12 protein-coding genes and 1 tRNA gene are annotated in these 18,818 nt (G+C 60.9%); 7 read left to right on the top strand and 6 right to left on the bottom strand.

Features of this window, described 5'->3' with window-relative positions; translation table 11 throughout:
* Positions 1–27 precede the first annotated feature (27 nt).
* Together gloB and I6L46_RS09870 are read left to right on the top strand one after the other, a co-directional pair.
* Positions 28–792 carry a hydroxyacylglutathione hydrolase gene (gene gloB / locus I6L46_RS09865; RefSeq protein ID WP_043821258.1) on the top strand — a complete coding sequence of 255 codons (765 nt, stop codon included), beginning with the start codon at positions 28–30 and terminating at the stop codon, positions 790–792.
* 70 nt (positions 793–862) lie between these two features.
* Positions 863–2,416 carry a LysM peptidoglycan-binding domain-containing protein gene (locus I6L46_RS09870; RefSeq protein WP_216977987.1) on the top strand — a complete coding sequence of 518 codons (1,554 nt, stop codon included), beginning with the start codon at positions 863–865 and terminating at the stop codon, positions 2,414–2,416.
* A gap of 160 nt (positions 2,417–2,576) precedes the next feature.
* Here I6L46_RS09870 and astE read toward each other — a convergent pair whose 3' ends face one another.
* The gene (gene astE, locus I6L46_RS09875) at positions 2,577–3,602 is read right to left on the bottom strand and encodes a succinylglutamate desuccinylase (RefSeq protein WP_216977988.1); all 1,026 of its coding nucleotides are present in this window, start codon (positions 3,600–3,602) and stop codon (positions 2,577–2,579) included.
* Between the two features lie 283 nt (positions 3,603–3,885).
* On the bottom strand, positions 3,886–4,095 hold the full coding sequence (locus I6L46_RS09880) for a DUF1127 domain-containing protein (RefSeq protein ID WP_005337823.1): 210 nt from the start codon (positions 4,093–4,095) through the stop codon (positions 3,886–3,888).
* A 523-nt stretch (positions 4,096–4,618) separates the two neighbouring features.
* On the opposite strand from I6L46_RS09880, the gene I6L46_RS09885 reads away from it, so the two are divergent.
* Positions 4,619–5,512: a DNA replication terminus site-binding protein gene (locus I6L46_RS09885; RefSeq protein ID WP_216977989.1), complete on the top strand. Its 894-nt coding sequence runs from the start codon at positions 4,619–4,621 to the stop codon at positions 5,510–5,512.
* Positions 5,513–5,652: 140 nt separating this feature from the next.
* On the opposite strand, the gene I6L46_RS09890 is transcribed toward I6L46_RS09885, so the two are convergent.
* The 3 genes from I6L46_RS09890 to I6L46_RS09900 form a co-directional block, all read right to left on the bottom strand.
* Complete coding sequence (locus tag I6L46_RS09890) at positions 5,653–9,528, bottom strand: DEAD/DEAH box helicase (RefSeq protein ID WP_216977990.1); 3,876 nt, start codon at positions 9,526–9,528, stop codon at positions 5,653–5,655.
* A 426-nt stretch (positions 9,529–9,954) separates the two neighbouring features.
* Positions 9,955–11,040 carry an ATP-binding protein gene (locus I6L46_RS09895; protein WP_216977991.1) on the bottom strand — a complete coding sequence of 362 codons (1,086 nt, stop codon included), beginning with the start codon at positions 11,038–11,040 and terminating at the stop codon, positions 9,955–9,957.
* Positions 11,037–11,765 (bottom strand): response regulator, encoded by a 729-nt coding sequence (locus tag I6L46_RS09900; protein WP_216977992.1) that lies wholly within the window; start codon positions 11,763–11,765, stop codon positions 11,037–11,039. Before I6L46_RS09900 ends, I6L46_RS09895 begins: the two co-directional genes overlap by 4 nt.
* Positions 11,766–11,922: 157 nt before the next feature.
* On the opposite strand from I6L46_RS09900, the gene I6L46_RS09905 reads away from it, so the two are divergent.
* On the top strand, positions 11,923–13,080 hold the full coding sequence (locus I6L46_RS09905; protein ID WP_216977993.1) for an efflux RND transporter periplasmic adaptor subunit: 1,158 nt from the start codon (positions 11,923–11,925) through the stop codon (positions 13,078–13,080).
* 15 nt (positions 13,081–13,095) lie between these two features.
* Positions 13,096–16,230, top strand: a complete 3,135-nt coding sequence (locus I6L46_RS09910) for a multidrug efflux RND transporter permease subunit (protein WP_216977994.1) — start codon at positions 13,096–13,098, stop codon at positions 16,228–16,230.
* Positions 16,231–16,316: 86 nt separating this feature from the next.
* Here the strand turns inward: I6L46_RS09910 and I6L46_RS09915 are convergent.
* Positions 16,317–16,406 (bottom strand) — tRNA-Ser (locus I6L46_RS09915).
* Positions 16,407–16,797: 391 nt separating this feature from the next.
* Between I6L46_RS09915 and I6L46_RS09920 the strand changes: the two genes are divergently transcribed.
* Positions 16,798–17,754, top strand: a complete 957-nt coding sequence (locus I6L46_RS09920) for a L,D-transpeptidase family protein (protein WP_216977995.1) — start codon at positions 16,798–16,800, stop codon at positions 17,752–17,754.
* 39 nt (positions 17,755–17,793) lie between these two features.
* On the top strand, positions 17,794–18,783 hold the full coding sequence (locus I6L46_RS09925; RefSeq protein WP_216975295.1) for a DUF481 domain-containing protein: 990 nt from the start codon (positions 17,794–17,796) through the stop codon (positions 18,781–18,783).
* Positions 18,784–18,818 lie beyond the last annotated feature (35 nt).

An 18,818-nucleotide genomic window follows, 5' to 3' on the forward strand; every position in this document is an offset into this window, starting at 1 on the left:
ATACCCTCCCTAAAGAGAAGCAGACTCATGTATCCAGTGATCACAGTTCCAGCCTTTAATGACAACTACATCTGGTTGATCCGCCACGAAAATCACTGCCTGGTTGTCGATCCGGGCGATGCCGCACCCGTGCTGGAGCGGCTTGAGGCATTGGGGCTGGTGCTCGATGCCATCCTGCTGACCCATCACCATCACGACCATGTGGGGGGCGTCAGCACATTGCTCGAGCACTTCCCCCACGCGAGACTGTATGGCCCCAAACTTGACCCCATGCCGGATCACCACGGTCAGTGGCTGGAAGATGGCGATCAGATCAACTGGCACGGCCTCGCCCTCGAGGTGATCCATGTGCCCGGGCACACTCGCGGCCACATCGCCTACCACGGCAACGGCATGCTCTTTTGTGGCGATACCCTCTTCTCGGCCGGTTGTGGCCGCCTGTTTGAAGGGACGCCGGAGCAGATGTACCACTCGCTGCAACGACTCGCCGCCCTGCCCGATGAGACCCTCATTTATTGTGCCCACGAGTACACCCTCTCCAACCTGCGTTTTGCCTATGCGGTCGAGCCGGACAACCCGGCGATCCGCCGCCAGATCGGGCTGATCAGCAAACTGCGGCAACAAGGGCTGCCAAGTCTGCCAACCCGGCTGGGTGACGAACGCACTTTCAACATTTTTCTGCGATGCGAACAGGATTCAGTGAAATTTTCTGCTGAAAAGCACGGGCTAAAATGCGTGGAAAATCCGGTAGATACCTTCACCATCCTGCGTCAGTGGAAGGACGTTTTTTGAACAAACCTTGATCAGGGGGCCATTGCCCCTTATGATGCGAGCTGTTTTTCCTAAAAATGACCGGAACGAGATGAAGGTACGAACGGCCTTATTGGCAGCGCTGTTGCTCAGCGGCTGCCAAAACCTGAGCCATCAGGATGACCGGGCGCTAACGGCAATCGAGCCGATCAAGTCCCCCCAGGTCAAGAAAAAAGCGCATAAAAAACACTCTTCCCATTTCCTGTTTGGCGATGAACAGCTGGACGAAATGGAAGATACGGACAATCTGTGGGTGCGTATCAGCGATGATATGCAGCTGGAAACTCCGGACAACCCGCGCATCCGCCAGCAACGTGAGTGGCTGTTGCGCAATGATAAGCATCTGGCGACCATTGCCAGCCGGGCTGAACCCTACCTCTATCTGATGGTAGAGGAGATTGAACGGCGTGAGCTGCCAATGGAGCTTATTACTGTCCCGATGATCGAGAGCATGTTTGATCCTCATGCCCGATCCCGCAGCAATGCCGTCGGACTCTGGCAGTTTGTGCCAGCGACAGGCAAAAACTTCGGTCTGCGCCACGACAACTGGTATGACGGACGGCGCGATGTGCTGGCCTCCACCAATGCGGCGCTCGACTATCTGGAGTACCTGAACCGCTTCTTTGACGGTGACTGGCTGCAAACGCTGGCCGCCTACAATGCCGGTGAAGGTCGGGTGCGCAACGCCATCCAGCGTAACCAGCGCGCAGGCAAACCGACCGACTACTGGTCGCTCGATCTGCCCCGGGAAACCCGGATGTATGTGCCCAAGATCCTCGCCATGGCTGACATGATCAGCAATGCGGACAAGTACAATATCCAGTTGCCGGTGCTCGCCAACGAGCCGAAGCTGCGGGTGGTGGAAACCGGCAGCCAGATCGATCTGAATGTGGCCGCCCAACTGGCCGGTCTGCGTACCTCACAGCTCAAGGAGGTCAATCCGGCCCTGAGCCGTGGTGTGATGTCGCCCCGTGGCCCTTACCGCCTGCTGGTACCGGTAGAGTATGCCGATACTCTGGAGCTGGCACTGGCCGATCTGCCCAAGAGTGAGCGTATTCGAACCCGCTCCTATCAGGTCACCAGTGGCGATACCCTGTCGCGCATTGCCCAGAATCATGGCGTCAGCGTGAACGAGCTGAAGCTGGCCAACAATCTGCGCAGCAACAACCTGCGTCGCGGTCAGCAACTGGTGATCCCGACCCACGGTCAGGTCAGCAGCAAGGCCAGCTCCGCCAGCAAACCGCAGCAGCTGGCAAGCCGTGGTAGCAGCCAGAAGGCCAAAGTCAGTTACAAGGTGCGCTCGGGTGACAACCTGTGGAGCATCAGCCAGGCACACGGCGTCTCCCACGAAGAGCTCGCCAAGTGGAATGGTCTGAATGCCAAGTCGGCGCTCAAGCTAGGCATGAAGCTGGTGGTCTATCCCAAGCAAGGGAAGAAGAGCGACAAATCGATGGTGTATCAGGTTCGCCGTGGCGACTCCATCTCCTCCATCGCTGCTCGCTTCCAGGTGGCAATCAACGATGTGATGCGCTGGAATCAGCTGGATAAAGGGGATTACCTCAAGCCCGGTCAGGAGCTGACCCTGTTTGTGAAGAACAACAGCTAAGCCTCACCGCTTGAACCCGATAAAAAACGGGGCCAGTCATCTGACTGGCCCCGTTTTTTATTACTGCGGCTAACCGCTGCTGTGTCTGAGCCGCCGACTAAAACAATGGCTTGGCGCCACCTGCGGATGCATCACCGCTCTGCAGGCAAAACTATCACCGCTATTCCCAGAGCCTTGTCGGCACCACCATCAGCACGGTGCGCTGACCGATCGCCACATTGGCATTGGGGAAGACCACCGCCTCACGCGGCTTCTCGACTGTGTAACGCAGCTCACCATCCTCGGCCAGCACAAACCCTTGGGGGAATTCGGTGAAGTTGTCCACATCGCTGGCGAACAGGAAGCAAAAGTCCGCCGATTTTTTGGTGATCACCCGATCGATGGCAAACAGGGTGAAATCATCCGCCCGCCACGGCTCCAGCGCCACCTCATCCTGAGTGACCAGCTCCTGCAGCGCTTGGCGGGTTTCGATAAAGCGGGTCATGTCGTTCTCGCCAAACGGCCGTACCTTGCCCAACTCCACCGTGAAGGCATGGGCACCATGCTGGCGGGAGCTGTAGTAGCTGAATGTCGTGGTCGGGCTGGCGGAGAGCAGAATAGTACGCACCCCGCAGGCGCCGAGGAACTGCACCTGCTCGCGGCAGTGAGGCCGCTCGTGGGGGAAGGGGTAGACGGCGAACTTCTCGTAGCGCGAGCCGCGAATGGCGGTGTGCAGATCGTAGTGGTAGCGGGGACGAGCCGGATCGGCAAAGAAGCGGCTCACATACTGCTCGAGGCGCATGGCGCGGATCCGCTCCCGATTGCAGAGCCCCTCCCCCTTGCTGTGGGCGCCGGAGAAGAGGCGGTTCATGTTCTCCTCCACCTCCCGCAGCCCGAGGTTCATCGCCGCCGGATTGCCAAACAGGAACAGCACCCGATGGCGGGCGCTCAGCTCGCCTGAGAGCAGACGACTCAGCAGCTGGTTGCAGATCTCGATGGGAGCGGTCTCGTTGCCGTGGATGCCGCAGGAGAGGACGATATCCTTGCGTCCTCCCGGCTGGTCGTCAGTGCCACTGGCAGGCTCCAGACAGAGCACGCCCGTATCCCAGACGCTGACCCGCGCACCATCGGGCAGGGCAAATTCAAAGGGCTCAAGCTGCCACTCATGGCTGCGGGTCAAGGCCAAAAAATCGTGCTGGGGAATCATCCGTCTCACCCTCTTGCGCTGGAATACTATGGCCGGATTATACGCAAGGCATCGCGGCTTAAAATCGTTTTTTAAACAAATTCAAACATTAACGATACAAGTGTGATAACAATCGAACGATGACAGCAATGACGGTAGCGATATGGAATAAAGAGGATAGGAAAAAGGATCAACGTAAAACGGGGGGAGATAAAACAGACAATGGCAGACCTGGCGGCTAGTCCCCACAGGGGCAGAACAGCAAACGACTCAGCAGAAAAACAAGGCATCCATGCCCGGCTGATCAACCACGCCAGAACGGCTTGGTGGTCTCTTGATAACGGTCAGCTTCGTTCAGGCCGATATCTTTGAGCAGGTACTCGGGCAGCTCGGAGAGCTGGCGACGGCTGCGGCTGCGCTCCAGCCAGGTCAGAACGGTCATTTTAACGCGAGCAACCAGATTCAATTGGCTGGAATGCTGGTAACCGGTTTCGGTATAAGTCATGTTGGCCATGATGTGGCTCCTCTGAATATTTGTTTACGCACTGGGCTTTATTTGATGCGCAAAGCTTAGTCAGGGAGCAGGGCCGACTCAATTGACGAATTTTGATACGTTACATTAGGAAAACTAATAGTAAAAAACTGACTGATACAATTTTAATGCTTTGATTTATAAAGAATAATTAAGTCACCATTCGACCATCAACGGCCCGCAGCATATTGTGCTGCATGGCACCACCTTACATATGCAATTTACCGCATTGCCTATGCACTCACCAATGGACGTGCCATGGGTGGCAACCCCGTCATTACATTCGATTGTTAATTCCGTGATCTCTTGGCGATCTTAAATTAACACAATGAAACATATAACAAACTTACTTTTCCTCCCGCGCAGCTCCCTCGATGAAGACCCGAAAACGCCCCTCTTGGCGCGCAACCGGCATACTGGTATGGTTATTTATACAGTAGTTTATTCCCCTGCCCTGACGCCATCGTTTATGCCGTCAGAGGCGGATGAAACCACAGGATCATCGATGGATACCTTTACCCCGACCGCCGCCCTGCGTCAACAGATGGCCGCCATTGAAGCCGCTCTCAACCAGCTGGCCGATCTGCTTGGCCAGCTCGAGCTAAAGGAGGCCCATGTCTATCCCCTCCCTCCGGTTGCGCAGGGGGAAGAGCACGACCCGATCGAGCAAATTGAGGTGGGCTATCTCAACGGTGAAGCCGCGCTGGCGGCCACCCTCGCCGCCTATCGGGATCACAGCGCCCGCCCCGGCTGCTCCACCAAGGCGACTCACCGGCTGCCCGGCTGGTTGCGCTTTCCTGCCGCCGCAGCCCCCTTGCTGCAACCGCTGATCGACCAAATAAACCAGCACAAGCTCGATTTCAAGGCGCTGGTGCAGCAGGCGGGGGGACGGGACGAAAAGTTCGAGCTGGTACATACCGCTCTGCCCGGGGTGATCACCTTGCAGGTCTACCGCAAACTGACCCTGCTGGCGGGAGAGCTGCAATCCCTCGGCTTTACCTGGGCTGACAAGCAGACCATCAATCGCCTAAGTCGCGAGCAGGTGCTTGAGATGCTGGAGCGCAGCCGCCGCTATATACCGGCCCTCTCCAACAACGAGGAGTGGAGCAAGATGGTGGATCAGGAGGTGTACGACATTCGCCGTCTGCCCGCCGATGCCGAGCTGCGGATCCGCCGCCCGGTCAAGACTCACCCGATGATCAACCTGCTCTGGCTGGAGCGCACCCCGCGCAAGCAGCAGATCAAGGCGAGCCTGCCTCTGCTGCTCTGCTCGGATACCCCGCCCGCGGTCACCCATCTGGGCAACTATCCCCCCAAGAGCCGACAGGCGCGGCGAGATCGCAAGATTGGCGGTGAGCCCATCATCGAGCGGCTGCACCTCTATCTCTATCAGGGGTGACTGGATCAGGAATAGCTGGGCCGCCTTGCCGCGATAAACAACGAATCCCGCATCTGCATCCCAAATAAGAAAAGGGAGAACATCTCTGGATGTTCTCCCTTTTCTGTATCGATAGGCGGTATGAAAGGTGGCGTCGCCAATCAGCCCATCAGCAGGGCCCGCAGGCTCTCCACATCCAGCCCGCGCACCTCGGACTGGCCGCTCAGCAGGCCATCGGCCAGCGCCCGCTTCTCGTCGTGCAGAGCGACAATCTTCTCCTCCACCGTCTGCTCGCACACCAGCCGGTACACAGTCACCGGCTGGGTCTGCCCCATCCGGTGCGCCCGATCGCTCGCCTGATCTTCCACCGCCGGGTTCCACCAGGGATCGAGGTGCAGCACGGTATCGGCCTGGGTGAGGTTGAGGCCGGTCCCCCCTGCCTTGAGGCTGATGAGGAACAGCGGCACCTCCTCATGACGAAAACGCAGGATGGAGTCCTGACGGGACTTGGCGGAGCAGCCCCCATCCAGATAGCAGTAGTCCCAGGACTTCTGCTCGATGCGGGCCCGCAGCAGGCTCAGTAGGTCGACGAACTGGCTGAACACCAGCACCCGATGGCCGCCGTCGATCGCCTCTTCCAGCAGGGCCATCGCCTCGTCCAGCTTGCTGCTGGTCTGTGACCACTCGGGCATCACCAGCTCCGGTGAGCAGCAGAGGCGGCGAAGCCGGGTCAGGCCACTCAGCACATGCATCAGGGCGCGGCCATCGGCGCTTTGCACCTGCTGCACCACTTCCCGCCGGGTCGCCTCGTAGAGCTGACGCTCCTCGGGGGAGAGGCTGATGTGGTGGATGATCTCGGTCTTGTCCGGCAGCTCGGTCAGCACCTGCTGCTTGAGACGGCGCAGGATGAAGGGGCTGATCACCGCACGCAGCAGTGCCATGTGCTGGGGATCCTTGACCGCCTTGCCAAAGCGACGTTTGAACTCGCCGAGGCTGCCGAGCAGCCCCGGGTTGATAAAGGTAAAGAGGCTCCACAACTCTCCCAGATGGTTTTCGATGGGGGTGCCGGAGAGGGCGAGGCGAAAATCGCCGTCGAGCTGGAACAACAGCTTGGCGCGCTGGGTGCCGGCGTTTTTGATCTGCTGCGCCTCATCGAGCACCATGCTGGACCAGCGGCGGGACTTGAGCGCCTCCGCCAGGCTGCCGAGCATGCCGTAGTTGATGAGGATCACCTGACCGGCCTTGGCCTCGCGAATGATCCCCTCCCGCTCGGCAGGATTCTCGAACACCACCACATCAAGCTCGGGGGCGAAACGGGTCACCTCCTCCTGCCAGTTGGTGACCACTGACTTGGGCACCACTACCAGGGCAGGGCCAAGGTGCTGGCGCATCCGCAGCACAATCAGCGCCTGCAGTGTCTTGCCCAGACCCATGTCATCGGCCAGACAGGCACCAAAACCGTGATGGGCCAGGGTCGCCATCCAGCGCACCCCCTCTTTCTGATAGTCCCGCAGGGAGGTAAGCAGCTCCTCCGGGCAATCAACCTCCTGCTGCCACTCCTGCTGAAGGGATTGCCACGCTGCATCCCCTTCGGTGGTAATGACCGAGAGCAGACGAGTGAGCGGATAGGCCAGCTTGTTGTTGATGCGCTGCTCTTCATCGAGCATGGCCCCCAGCATGGTGAGCCGCTCCACCAGCTTGTCGCTCAGCATCAGGCTGGTCTTCTCGTCGAGCTGAACGGTGCGCTGCCCCGGGGTCATCTGACGCAGAATAAGGCGCAGATCGAGGATCTGGTGCTCATCGAGCGCCAGTGCCCCTTCGACCTGGAACCAGTCCTGCCGCCGCTCGATGCGCAGGCTCAGAGCCGCTTCATCAAGGCTCTTGAGGCGAGCGCTGTCCTGATGCCAGTGAATGACCACGCCAGCATCCACCAGCTCGGGCAGGGCATTGACCAGCGCCAGCGCCTGCTCCCCCTGCAGCAGCCACTCGCTGCCGGGCAGGCCGATGGGGAGTTGATTGCGCAGTAGCTGGGCCTGCCCCTTCTCGGCCGCGAGATCCCGCTGCCAGTAGTGGTACGCCTTGATCCCCTGCCGCACGATCGCCTCCCCCTTGCCAAGGGGCTGGGGCGGCAGATCCTCAAAGCGGGTCACCAGCTTGACCGACAGCTGACCATCCTGCCAATCCAGTTGCACCGAAGGAATGCCCGGCCAGGGAGCCAGTTCGGCGTTGCCGCTAAGCCCCGCAACCTGACTGTGCCAGGGCAGCTCGGGAATGGCGTCCAGGGTGCGTTGCAGCTCGGCCAGCCCCTCGGCGGGCAACAGCGGGATGGATTCGAGCGCTGGCAAGCGGTCGAGCAGCGGCTGCGGGGTGAGGATCAGCTGCCACAGATCCTGCGCCAGCGGCATGATATGGGCCCCGCGAGCGGCCGCATCGGGGCAGAGCTGCGCGCTCATCCCCTGCTCGGTGGCCACCACCTGCAACAGGGGGGCGCTGATGGCCAGTTGCAGCTTTTGCCCCTTGGCGTTGAACAAACGGGGGTGATCGGCCAGCGGCGCCCAGACATCCCGCGGCAGTCGTCCCATCACCCGCGGCAGGGTGCGAACCAGTGCCCAGTCGTGCTCGTCGAGCATGGCGGCATACTGGGTGGAGAGCAGGGCCGGATCGACCCGGCGACCGGCGGTCCACTCCCCCTTGGTGCTCAGCTTCTGGATCTTGCACTCCAGCTCGGGACCATCGGCATGGAGCAGCCACACCAACCGCTCCTGCGGCTTGCGTACGCCACTGGAGCGTCCCAGCCCCTGCAGCCAGTTGAGCCAGCTGGCAGAGGCCGCGGTTTTGTCCTCGTCCCCGTCATCATCCTGCTCGTCACTGCCCTCTTGCGCACTCTCCTCACTACCGCGCAGTTGGCACAGGGGTGCCCCTTTGGCCACCTCGCCCAACAAGATGCGCAGCAGATCCTGACAAAAGGCCATCAGGCGATGATGGGGCTCGGCATCGAGCAGATGGGAGAGATCCCACTTGTGCAACATGGCCACCTGCGGGCTCTGGGCACCGTGACGGGCCAGCGCGCAGAGATCGAGCCAGAGATAGCCCCAGTGGAGCTCCTCCACCGGCAGTTGCAGGGTATCAAACAGGCCGACCGCCTGACCGTGGCGATCGCCCGCCCACTGGCTGAGCAGATCGGCAAGCAGGGGGAACTGGCCAGTCAAACTGCGCTGCCACTTCTTGCGCTGTTCGCTGGCGATGACGGGATCGGCCTGCTGCAACCAGCCAAGCCAGAGCAGGGCGCTGAATGAACGGGGCCACTGGCCCGCCTCGCCCTCATCGGTTGCCTGCCACTGGCCCAGCGCGGTGAGCAGTCGCTCGCCAAGCGGGCCGCTCTGGCTCTGCTGGGCCAGCGCCTGCAGGGCTGGCCAGCCGGGGGCGGCATCCTGGTCCTCGCCGGTTGGCGATGTGCTCTCGCCATCCCCGCAGAGCCAGCGCCACTCCGCCTCGAAGGCTTTGGCCCGGGCCTGCACCTCGGGGGCGCAGCGCACCAGCGCATTGGCCAGCGGCCAGCGCTCTTCATAGGGGGCATCGAGCAAGAGTTGCAGCGAGAAGTGCTCCAGCAACATTTGCTGCCAGGCGGGGCTGGAGCCCGCCAGCAACTGGTGAGCGTCCGGGGTATCGAGCAGGGTCAGCAGATCGCTGGCCGAGAAATAGGTCGGGATCTCCCCCGCCTTGCCGCGGCAGAGCTCGCGCACCACCGCATGGGTGAGATCCTGCCCGGTCAATGAGGGCACTCGGCTCCAGTCCGGCGCCGGGCAGAGACCGGCACGCACCCCCAGGATCAGCGCCAACGTCCCCTCGGCGGTCAGGCTCCACTGCTGCTCCCCGCGTAATCTGACCAGTCCTGCATCCTGCAGTCGGGTCAGTTTATCGATCAGGGCATGGCCTAACGCCAGTTGTTCTTGCAGCAAACGGGTACTGGCAACGCGCTGCAATTGCAGGGTGGCGAGCAGGGCATAACTATCCGAAGAGAGGGTGGACGCAGACATCAAGACTCACGGGCAAGTGCAAAAGCGAAATTTTAACGGTAAAGCGCCAGCGGCTCGACCCTTTACCGTGAAATAACTCAAAAAAAAACGGCCATCCATGATGACCGTCGAAAGTAACGAAGGAAATAGCCGGATCATCCGGTTACCTCCCACAGCGGGAAAATCGGGAGCGCTAGCCCCTAATTCGTGGAGCCAATGCTAGAGGTTGGCGCCCGAAAAAGCTTTGAAGCGGATCACAGTTGAAAAGGATTTCTGAAAACGGTTTCAATTTTTGACGGCAAAAAACCATGATTTCGCGCCAAATGAGCCATGTCCCAACCCCTCCTGCTCACCCGGCACAAGCGGTAGAAAACCCATAACGGTCGCTTGTCGAACGCCCCTGTGCGGGCAGCTGTATAGCTTCATCAGAACCTGCCCCCCCCTAGGCTAGATTTCAGGGCCACCGGACATGGCTGAGATGGGCCAGGAGAGCACGAATCGGCTCCCTCCCCGCCCGGTAGCTTGGCAAACCGCACTGCCGCCGTGGGCCTCTGCAATCGCCTTGACCACGGCGAGTCCGAGTCCGCTACCGCCGCTCTTGCGCGAGCGTGATGGATCTCCCCGACGAAACGCATCGAAGATACAGGCGGCGATCTCCTCGCTGATGCCAGGCCCCTCATCTTCCACACTCAGGACGCACACACTCTCCGAGCGATACAGCCGCACGGTCAGCAGGCCCGGCAGCGCGTGCTTCTGGGCATTTTCCAACAGCGCCATCAGAGCCTGACGGATACGAAACAGATCGCAGCAAACATGAAGTTCGCTATCGAGCTCCCGCTGCAACACAAATCCGCTCGCCGCCAGAGGGCTGGCAAATGCCTCAAGCACCACGGCAAGCTCGTCGGCCAGCCTGACCTCGGTCCGCTGCAACTCCAGATGGCCGCTGTCGTTGAGGCTCAATACCCGCAAATCCTCGATCAGGTGATTGAGCCCCTCCACCTGACGCAGCAACCCCTCGAAGAGTTCGCTGCTGGGAGGAAATACCCCTTCGGCCAGCCCTTGCAAGCGGCCGCGCAAAATGGTGACGGGAGTACGCAACTCGTGGGCGATGGCGGCATTCCAGAACTCCCGCTCGCGGGTCATGCTCTGCAGCCGCTCGGCCATGGCGTTGAAGTCGCGCACCAGTTGCGCCGTCTCCCCGATCGCCTGTTCATCCAGCGGCACGCGCGCATCGAGTTTGCCCTCGGCCACCTCACGCAGGCTGGTTGCCACCGAGTTGAGGGGAGTCAGGATGCGGCGAGAGAGGCGAACAGCCACGTACAGCGCCATCCCCAATGCAATGAGAATGGTGGAGCCGATCCAGATCATCTCGACTCTGGAGGGCACCCAGGTCTCGGAGATGCTGCCCGGCACAAACGCCACGGCGATGCCATAAAACACATAGGTGCCGATCACCGCGAGGGAGATGATACCAAGCGTCATCAAGCCCAGAGAGCGGATGATCTGCCTGCGAAGGCCGGGCGCCGATTTCATGCATCGCCCCCGAAGCGATAGCCAACGCCCCAGACACTGGCGGGGACCCCCTGAATGCCGTGTGTCTCCAGTTTTTTGCGCAACTTGCTGATGTGGCTATCCACCGTACGCTCCTGGGTATCCCCCTCCGGCAAGCAGTGAGTCAGCAGTTCGGCGCGGCTGAACACCCGTTTCGGCGCCCGCATCAAAGAGGCGAGCAACTTGAACTCGGTCAGGGTCAGCTCCAGCACCTGCTGCTGGTCATCGCGGAAAATGCTGGCCTCGTGGCTCTCCAGATCGATCTGAAACAGGCCGACCCGCAGCACGTTCGCCGTGGCAGGCTTTACGGCCCGGGTGCGCCTGAGCACGGCCTGCACTCGAGCCACCACTTCGGCCGGATTGAAGGGTTTGACCACATAGTCATCCGCCCCCATGCGCAGCCCCATCAGCTTGTCGAGATCCTGATCGAGGGCGGTCAGCATGATCACCGGCGTGTCGCCACGCGCCCGGATCTCGCTGAGCACCTGCCAACCATCCAGTTGCGGCATCTGCACATCCAGCAGCAGGAGATCGGGTTTGAATGCCTGATGCATGGCCAGCGCTTCACGGCCATCGGCGGCGTGCAGGGAGCGCAAGCCATGACGTTGCAGGTAAGCGGCGAGGATGTCGGCGATCTCGGCTTCATCCTCTGCAATCAGTACCAGTGACTGGCCCGCCGGGCTGGCGGGAGCATTGAGATGGGACATAGTCGGACTCGAAAAAAGGTGGCGTTGAACTTTATCATCGCCTCCATGGATTCTCCACAAAGCCTCGAATCATTCGCAATAGCCCCTCGCCATAATGGCCGCTCGATGCACTCTCCGGTCACATCACACCGGAGAGACGGTTTAACGAGGTGAGTGGATGATGTTTGTCAAACAGCGGTATGCGGGCGCCCTGCTCGCCGTCATTGCCGCATTCGGGTTGGCGGGTTGCGATGTCGCGCCGCAAGAGCAGGAGGCACCCGCCCCTCCTCAGGTGTCGGTGCTGACTCTGACTGGCCGGGAGCTTGTCATCAGCGAGGATCTGCCCGCCCGGGTGGCGGCACTGCGCAGCGCCGACATTCGCGCCCAGATCAGCGGCATCGTACAGCGCCGCCTGTTCGAGCAGGGCGCCGAGATCAGCGCAGGCACCGTGCTGTTCCAGATAAACCCGGCCCCCTTCAAGGCCGATGTCGACAGCGCCGCCGCCGCATTGCAACGGGCCGAGGCTGTGCTGGCCCGCGCCCGCATCCAGATTGAGCGCCTGAAGCCGCTGCTGCGCACCGACGCCATCAGCCGCCAGACCTATGACGATGCGATCTCCCAGCGGGATCAGGCGGCCGCCGATGTGGCCCAGGCCAGGGCGACTCTGGCCCGGCACCAACTGAACCTGCAATTTGCCAGCGTGGAGGCCCCCATCGCCGGACGTATCGATCAGGCGCTGGTGAGTGAAGGGGCTCTGGTGTCTCCCACCGATGCCACCCCCATGGCCCGGATCCAGCAGATTGATCAGGTCTACGTCGATGTGCGTCAACCGGCCTCGGTGCTGGAATCCCTGCGCCAGCAGGCTGGCTCAATGGCACCGGAACTGGCGGTGGAGATCCTCGGCAGCAATGGCACACCGCTGGGAATGCAGGGGCGCATCCTCTTCTCCGGCATCGAGGTCGATGCCGGTACCGGTGACGTACTGCTGCGGGTACTGGTGGACAACCCGGAGCGGCGGCTCTTGCCCGGCCTCTACGTACAGGCGCGCATTCCCCGTGCCCGCTATGCCAACGCCCTGAGCGTGCCTCAGCAGGCGGTGGTGCGCACATCGGGCCAGACCAGCGTGTGGGTGGTGGATGGCCAGAGGCAGGCACAACTGGTTCCGGTCAACACCGCTGAACTGGTGAATAGCCAGTACCGCATCGCGTCCGGGCTCAGTGCCGGGCAACAGGTGGTGATCGAAGGGCTCGACCGTCTGACCCCGGGGATTCAGGTCATTGCCTCCCCCTGGCAACCACCCGCCGTCAGCCAACCGGCTGACGGTGGCATTCGCTGAATCGGAGAGTTATCCATGCCGCAGTTTTTTATCCATCGCCCGGTGTTTGCCTGGGTGATCGCCCTGTTCATCGTGCTGGCAGGGGTCATCGCCATCCCCAAGCTCCCCATCTCCCGCTATCCCTCGGTGGCGCCGGTGTCGGTGACCCTCTATGCCACCTATCCGGGCGCCACGCCGCAGACCCTGAACGATGCGGTGGTGAGCCTTATCGAGCGCGAGCTGTCGGGAGTGAAGAACCTGCTCTACTTCGAGTCGTCGGTGGACGCCTCGGGCAGCGCGCAGATCACCGCCACCTTCAAGCCGGGCACCGATCCGGAGCTGGCCCAGATGGACGTGCAAAACCGCATCAAGGCGGTCGAGCCTCGCTTGCCACAGGCGGTGCGGCAAACCGGCCTGCAGGTGGAGTCCGCCACATCCGGCTTTCTGATGATGGTCGGCATGACCTCACCGGATGGCCGCTTCGATGAGGTTGCCCTCAACGACTACATGGCACGCAATATTGTGCAGGAGTTGCGCCGCATCGACGGGGTAGGACGAGTGCAACTGTTTGGCGCCGAGCAGGCCATGCGCATCTGGGTAGATCCGGCCAAACTCGCCGCCTATGGGCTGACCATCAGCGAGGTGGCGCAGGCCATCGAGCAGCAGAACATCCAGATTGCACCGGGGCGCCTCGGTGATGAACCCGCCCTGCCGGGACAGCGCCTGACGGTTCCCCTTACGGTTCAAGGCCAACTGACGACCCCCGAGGCATTCGCCGCCATCGTGCTGCGAGCCGGTGGCGATGGCGCCAAGCTGGTGCTGGGTGATGTCGCCCGGGTCGAGCTGGGGGCGCAATCTTACGCCTTTTCCAACCGGGAGAACGGCGTGGCCGCCACCAGCGCCGCCATCCAGCTCTCCCCCGGCGCCAACGCCGTGCGTACCGCAGATGCGGTGCGCACCCGTCTCGCCCAGCTCGCCCCCACGCTGCCGGCGGGCATGGCCTATTCGATCCCGTTTGACTCGGCCCCCTTCGTCAAGGTCTCCATCGAAAAGGTGATGCACACCTTGCTGGAAGCCATGGTGCTAGTGTTTCTGGTGATGTTTCTCTTCCTGCAGAACCTGCGCTACACCCTGATCCCGGCCATCGTCGCCCCCATCGCTCTGCTTGGCACCTTCGCGGTGATACTGCTGGCCGGTTTTTCGATCAACTCCCTCACCATGTTCGGCATGGTGCTGGCCATCGGCATCATAGTCGACGACGCCATCGTAGTAGTGGAGAATGTCGAGCGCCTGATGGCCACCCGGGGGCTGTCGCCCCGGGAGGCGACCTCGCAGGCCATGAAGGAGATCATCGGAGCGGTGATCGGCATCACCTTGGTGCTCACGGCGGTGTTCCTCCCCATGGCGTTTGGCAGCGGCTCGGTGGGGGTCATCTACCAGCAGTTCACCCTGTCGATGGCGGTGTCGATCCTCATTTCGGCCTTCCTCGCCCTGACCCTGACGCCTGCGCTCTGCGCCACCTTGCTGCGTCCGGTCAGTCCGAGTCATCATGAGAAACGCGGCTTCTTCGGTGCCTTCAACCGGGGTTTCGAGCGGTTCACGGCAGGCTACGGTGCGCGGGTAACCCGGCTGGTCGGGCGAAGTGGACGGATGATGGCAACCTTTGCCGCCCTCTGCGCCGTGCTGGCCCTCGCTGCCGCCCAGCTGCCCTCCTCTTTCCTGCCGGACGAGGATCAGGGTTACTTCATGACCTCCATCCAGCTGCCAACCGGCGCCACCAGCGAGCGTACTCTTGAGGTGGTCAAGGCCTTCGAGGCTCACGTCGTCTCTCGCGAGACGCTAGACACCAACCTGGTGGTGCAGGGCTTCAGCTTCTCCGGCGCTGGCCCCAATGCCGCCATGGCCTTCACCATGCTCAAAGATTGGGATCAGCGTCATGGCGCCACGGCAGCCGAAGAGGCAGATCTGGCACAAGCAGCCATGGCAAATATTCCTGAAGGCACGGTAATGAGCCTGCTGCCGCCCGCTATCGACGAGCTGGGCACCGCCTCCGGCTTCACCCTGTTCCTGCAAGACAGAGCCAACCGGGGGGACGCCGCGCTGCTGGCCGCTCAGGCCCAACTGCTGGAACTGGCCGCCAACAGCAAGGTGGTCAGTGATGTGTATCCCGACAACCTGCCTCCCGGCGAGAGTATTCACCTCGAGATCAACCGACAGAAGGCCGAAGCCATGGGACTCTCGTTCGCCAGCGTAAGCAGTACCCTGTCGGCCGCGATGGGATCGCTCTACGTCAACGACTTCCCAAACGGCGGGCACATGCAGCAGGTCATTCTGCAGGCAGACGCGTCGGCGCGCATGCAGCTCGATGACGTGCTCGGCCTGCGGGTGCGCAATGCCAGCGGCGGCATGGTGCCCCTGCGGGAGGTGGTGACACCGGAATGGCGCGAATCGCCGCAACAGATGATGCGCTTCGATGGCTTCCCTGCCGTGCGTATTGCCGGGGGGGCAGCGCCCGGCATCTCCAGCGGAGCGGCGATGGCGGAGATGGAGCGTCTGGTGGCGCAATTGCCGCCAGGCTTCGCATTGGCCTGGACGGGACAGTCGTTGCAAGAGCGCCAGTCGGCCGAGCAGGCACCCCTGCTGATGCTGTTGTCCGCGCTGGTGGTCTTCCTGGTGCTGGCGGCACTCTACGAGAGCTGGTCGATCCCGCTCTCGGTGATGCTGGTGGTGCCGCTGGGCCTGCTCGGTGCCGTCGCGGCCGTGATGCTGCGCGGCATGCCCAACGACGTCTTCTTTAAAGTAGGCATGATCACCATCATCGGTCTGTCGGCCAAGAACGCCATCCTCATTGTGGAGTTTGCGCGCCAGTTGCACAGTGAAGGGCGCTCGCTGCTTGATGCGGCTGTTACTGCTGCTCGCCTGCGCCTGCGCCCCATTCTGATGACGTCGCTGGCCTTCACCCTCGGGGTGGTGCCCTTGATGCTCGCCAGTGGCGCCAGCGCGGAGACCCAGCATGCCATCGGCACCGGCGTGTTCGGCGGCATGATCAGCGGCACCCTGCTGGCCATCTTCTTCGTACCGGTCTTTTTTGTCTTCATCATCGGGGCGCAGCAGCGCCTGCACTCCTGGCAGGCACGGCGAACATCCAACAGCATTCATCCGGATCAATGACCACAGATACACAGGCGGCCGGATAGTCCCTCAGCACATCACCAAAAGAAAAAGCCCAACCTGCTAAACAGGTTGGGCTTGGTATGTGGCGGAGAGACAGGGATTCGAACCCTGGGTGGCATTGCTGCCACAATTGATTTCGAGTCAATCCCGTTCGGCCACTCCGGCATCTCTCCGTGGGGAGAGAGTTTTACCCAAGCTGGGCCGAGGATGCAATAAAAATTTCTTAGATATCAAATGGCTGAATCAGATATCTGGGAGCAGGCTCACAATGCGGCGCGTGCTGTTCGCGTTGCTAGGCCACCCTGCATCCACCCGACATTAACCCTCTCGCACACCCGGCCATTATCCATATCGTGATATTGCCCCATTGCCATCAGGCGTCTCTTTTTCCTGCTTGGTGCTCAAATTTATGGGTGATACCGATTTTGGCAGGTTTCCTATGTATCCCCACATCATTGCGAGTGCGTGGCAAGCTGGTAATCATGGGCTGATTGAGGAACAATCGCGCCATTCTGGCGGCTGTGTTGATGATGTTCCGCCCCGATTGAACTGATGGATCTTCTTATGCGATTGCCGAAACTCAAGCCCCTATCCTTAACACCCGCCCTTTCCCTGCTGCTGGCAGCGATCCTGCTCTGCGCGGCGCCGGCAGAGGCCAAACGCTACCCGCTGCCACCTGCCGGGAGTCGCCTCATCGGTGAGCTGGAGGATTACATCATCCAGCAGAATGAACATCTGGAGCTGGTTGGCAAAAATACGCAAATTGGATTTTTGGCGCTGCTTGAGGCAAATCCGGGTGTAGATCCCTATTTACCCAAGCCGGGAACCCGCTTGACGCTGCCCACCCAGATGCTGCTGCCTGATGTGCCTCGCGAGGGGATCGTCATCAATCTGCCCGAACTGCGTCTCTACTACTTCCCCAAAGGGAAGAGCGAGGTCATCGTGCTGCCCATCGGGATTGGTGATATCGGCCGCGAAACACCCGAGATGACCACCACCGTCATCGAGAAGAATCCCAACCCGACCTGGGTACCCGGCCCCATGGTGCGCAAATCCTGGCTGGAGCAAAAAGGGATCACCCTGCCCGCCGTGGTGCCCCCCGGCCCGGAGAATCCCCTCGGCAAGTTCGCCATGCGCCTTGGCTATGGCAAACGCGACTACCTGATCCACGGCACCAACAAGGATTTTGGCGTTGGCCTGCGGGTAAGTGCAGGCTGCATCCGGCTGCGACCTGACGATATTGAGGCCCTGTTCAAGATTGTGCCGATCGGCACGCCGGTACGGGTCATCAATCAACCGGTCAAGGTCGCCATCGAACCGGATGGTCGGCGCTGGCTGGAGGTACACTCCCCGCTCTCCCGCACCGAAGAGGAGCTTGAAAATGGCGCCCCGCTGGTGCTATCTCCGGCCATAGAGAGCTTTATCAGTGCACCTGACGTGATGCAGGATGAGGTGACGGCGGCGCTGGAGAGCAAAAACGGCCTGCCCCGCCCCATCAGCAGCCAACTTGTCAGTGGCTAAGTCACCAGCGCCCGAGTCGCACCGGAGTCACCTTACCTCATGAAATTCCTGCCCCTCCTACTCCTGTTGGCCTGTCACTCCTTGTGGGCCAAGGACATTCTCTGGATGAACAATGGCGATCGTCTGACCGGTAACATCGAGGAGGTGACCGAACAGTCGGTGCGCATCGCCCTGCCCTACAGTGGCGCAGTCACCGTCCAGCGGGAGGCCATCAAACGCTGGCGCATCGATAAAGAGGACAAACCCAAGGCAACGGCAAAGGGTGGGCTCAAGCTGTTCGAGGATGACCAGGATGAACGCAACGCCTGGCTCTGGACCGGCAGCGGCGATCTCAATGTCAAACTCAAACAGAATGACAAGCAGACCAACAACGTCAACCTCAAGTGGAAAAGCGAGCTGGCCAATCTGGACTGGCGTTACAGCTTCTCCGGTGAATATACCTATGAGACCGCTGACAACGTCACCGACAGCCATGATTATCAGCTCAACCCTACGCTGGACTACTTCTTCAACCAACAGTGGTTCTTGCGCACCTCACTTGATGCCGAATATGACATGCTGGATAAAGATCGCTATCTCTACATGGACTATGGCTCGGGGCCTGGCTATCGCTTCTGGAACGATAAACGCCGCCGACTGGAGCTGATGACCCAAGGGGGATTAAGCCGACTCTACTTCCGTGAAGATAGCGAGGTTCCCAAGATTTTTCTGGGTGAACGGGTCATTGACTACCCCTTCGCCGGTTTTAACTGGGATTATCGCCAACCTTTCTCCCTCTGGCAGGAGAAAATGGAGCTGTTCAGCCAGGGGCGCTATCTGAAATATCTGGCACAAGCCTCCCCCTATTTCACCCGTAATCAGGATCTGAAAGGCAGCATAGGATTGCGCTACTACTTCAACGACCATCTGCGCCTCTCCTGGTCGAGTGAGCTGGATTGGGAAGATGCTGACATCCTTGTCGACACAGGCAGCCCGGAACCCCGGGAGAGTGAACTAAGACACCTGCTCAGCCTTGGCGCCAGTTTCTAGCCTCGGATCCCCAACACGCAAAGAGGAGCCAAATC

This window comes from Aeromonas sp. FDAARGOS 1416, from assembly GCF_019048085.1.
GTDB classification, from domain to species: Bacteria; Pseudomonadota; Gammaproteobacteria; order Enterobacterales; family Aeromonadaceae; genus Aeromonas; species Aeromonas veronii.

Coding starts and splice junctions, on each gene's coding strand:
- gloB (WP_043821258.1), top strand. CDS start 28: ATGTATCCAGTGATCACAGTTCCAGCCTTTAATGACAACTACATCTGG.
- I6L46_RS09900 (WP_216977992.1), bottom strand. CDS start 11,765: ATGTCCCATCTCAATGCTCCCGCCAGCCCGGCGGGCCAGTCACTGGTA.
- I6L46_RS09880 (WP_005337823.1), bottom strand. CDS start 4,095: ATGGCCAACATGACTTATACCGAAACCGGTTACCAGCATTCCAGCCAA.
- I6L46_RS09870 (WP_216977987.1), top strand. CDS start 863: ATGAAGGTACGAACGGCCTTATTGGCAGCGCTGTTGCTCAGCGGCTGC.
- I6L46_RS09905 (WP_216977993.1), top strand. CDS start 11,923: ATGATGTTTGTCAAACAGCGGTATGCGGGCGCCCTGCTCGCCGTCATT.
- I6L46_RS09910 (WP_216977994.1), top strand. CDS start 13,096: ATGCCGCAGTTTTTTATCCATCGCCCGGTGTTTGCCTGGGTGATCGCC.
- astE (WP_216977988.1), bottom strand. CDS start 3,602: ATGATTCCCCAGCACGATTTTTTGGCCTTGACCCGCAGCCATGAGTGG.
- I6L46_RS09920 (WP_216977995.1), top strand. CDS start 16,798: ATGCGATTGCCGAAACTCAAGCCCCTATCCTTAACACCCGCCCTTTCC.
- I6L46_RS09890 (WP_216977990.1), bottom strand. CDS start 9,528: ATGTCTGCGTCCACCCTCTCTTCGGATAGTTATGCCCTGCTCGCCACC.
- I6L46_RS09885 (WP_216977989.1), top strand. CDS start 4,619: ATGGATACCTTTACCCCGACCGCCGCCCTGCGTCAACAGATGGCCGCC.
- I6L46_RS09895 (WP_216977991.1), bottom strand. CDS start 11,040: ATGAAATCGGCGCCCGGCCTTCGCAGGCAGATCATCCGCTCTCTGGGC.
- I6L46_RS09925 (WP_216975295.1), top strand. CDS start 17,794: ATGAAATTCCTGCCCCTCCTACTCCTGTTGGCCTGTCACTCCTTGTGG.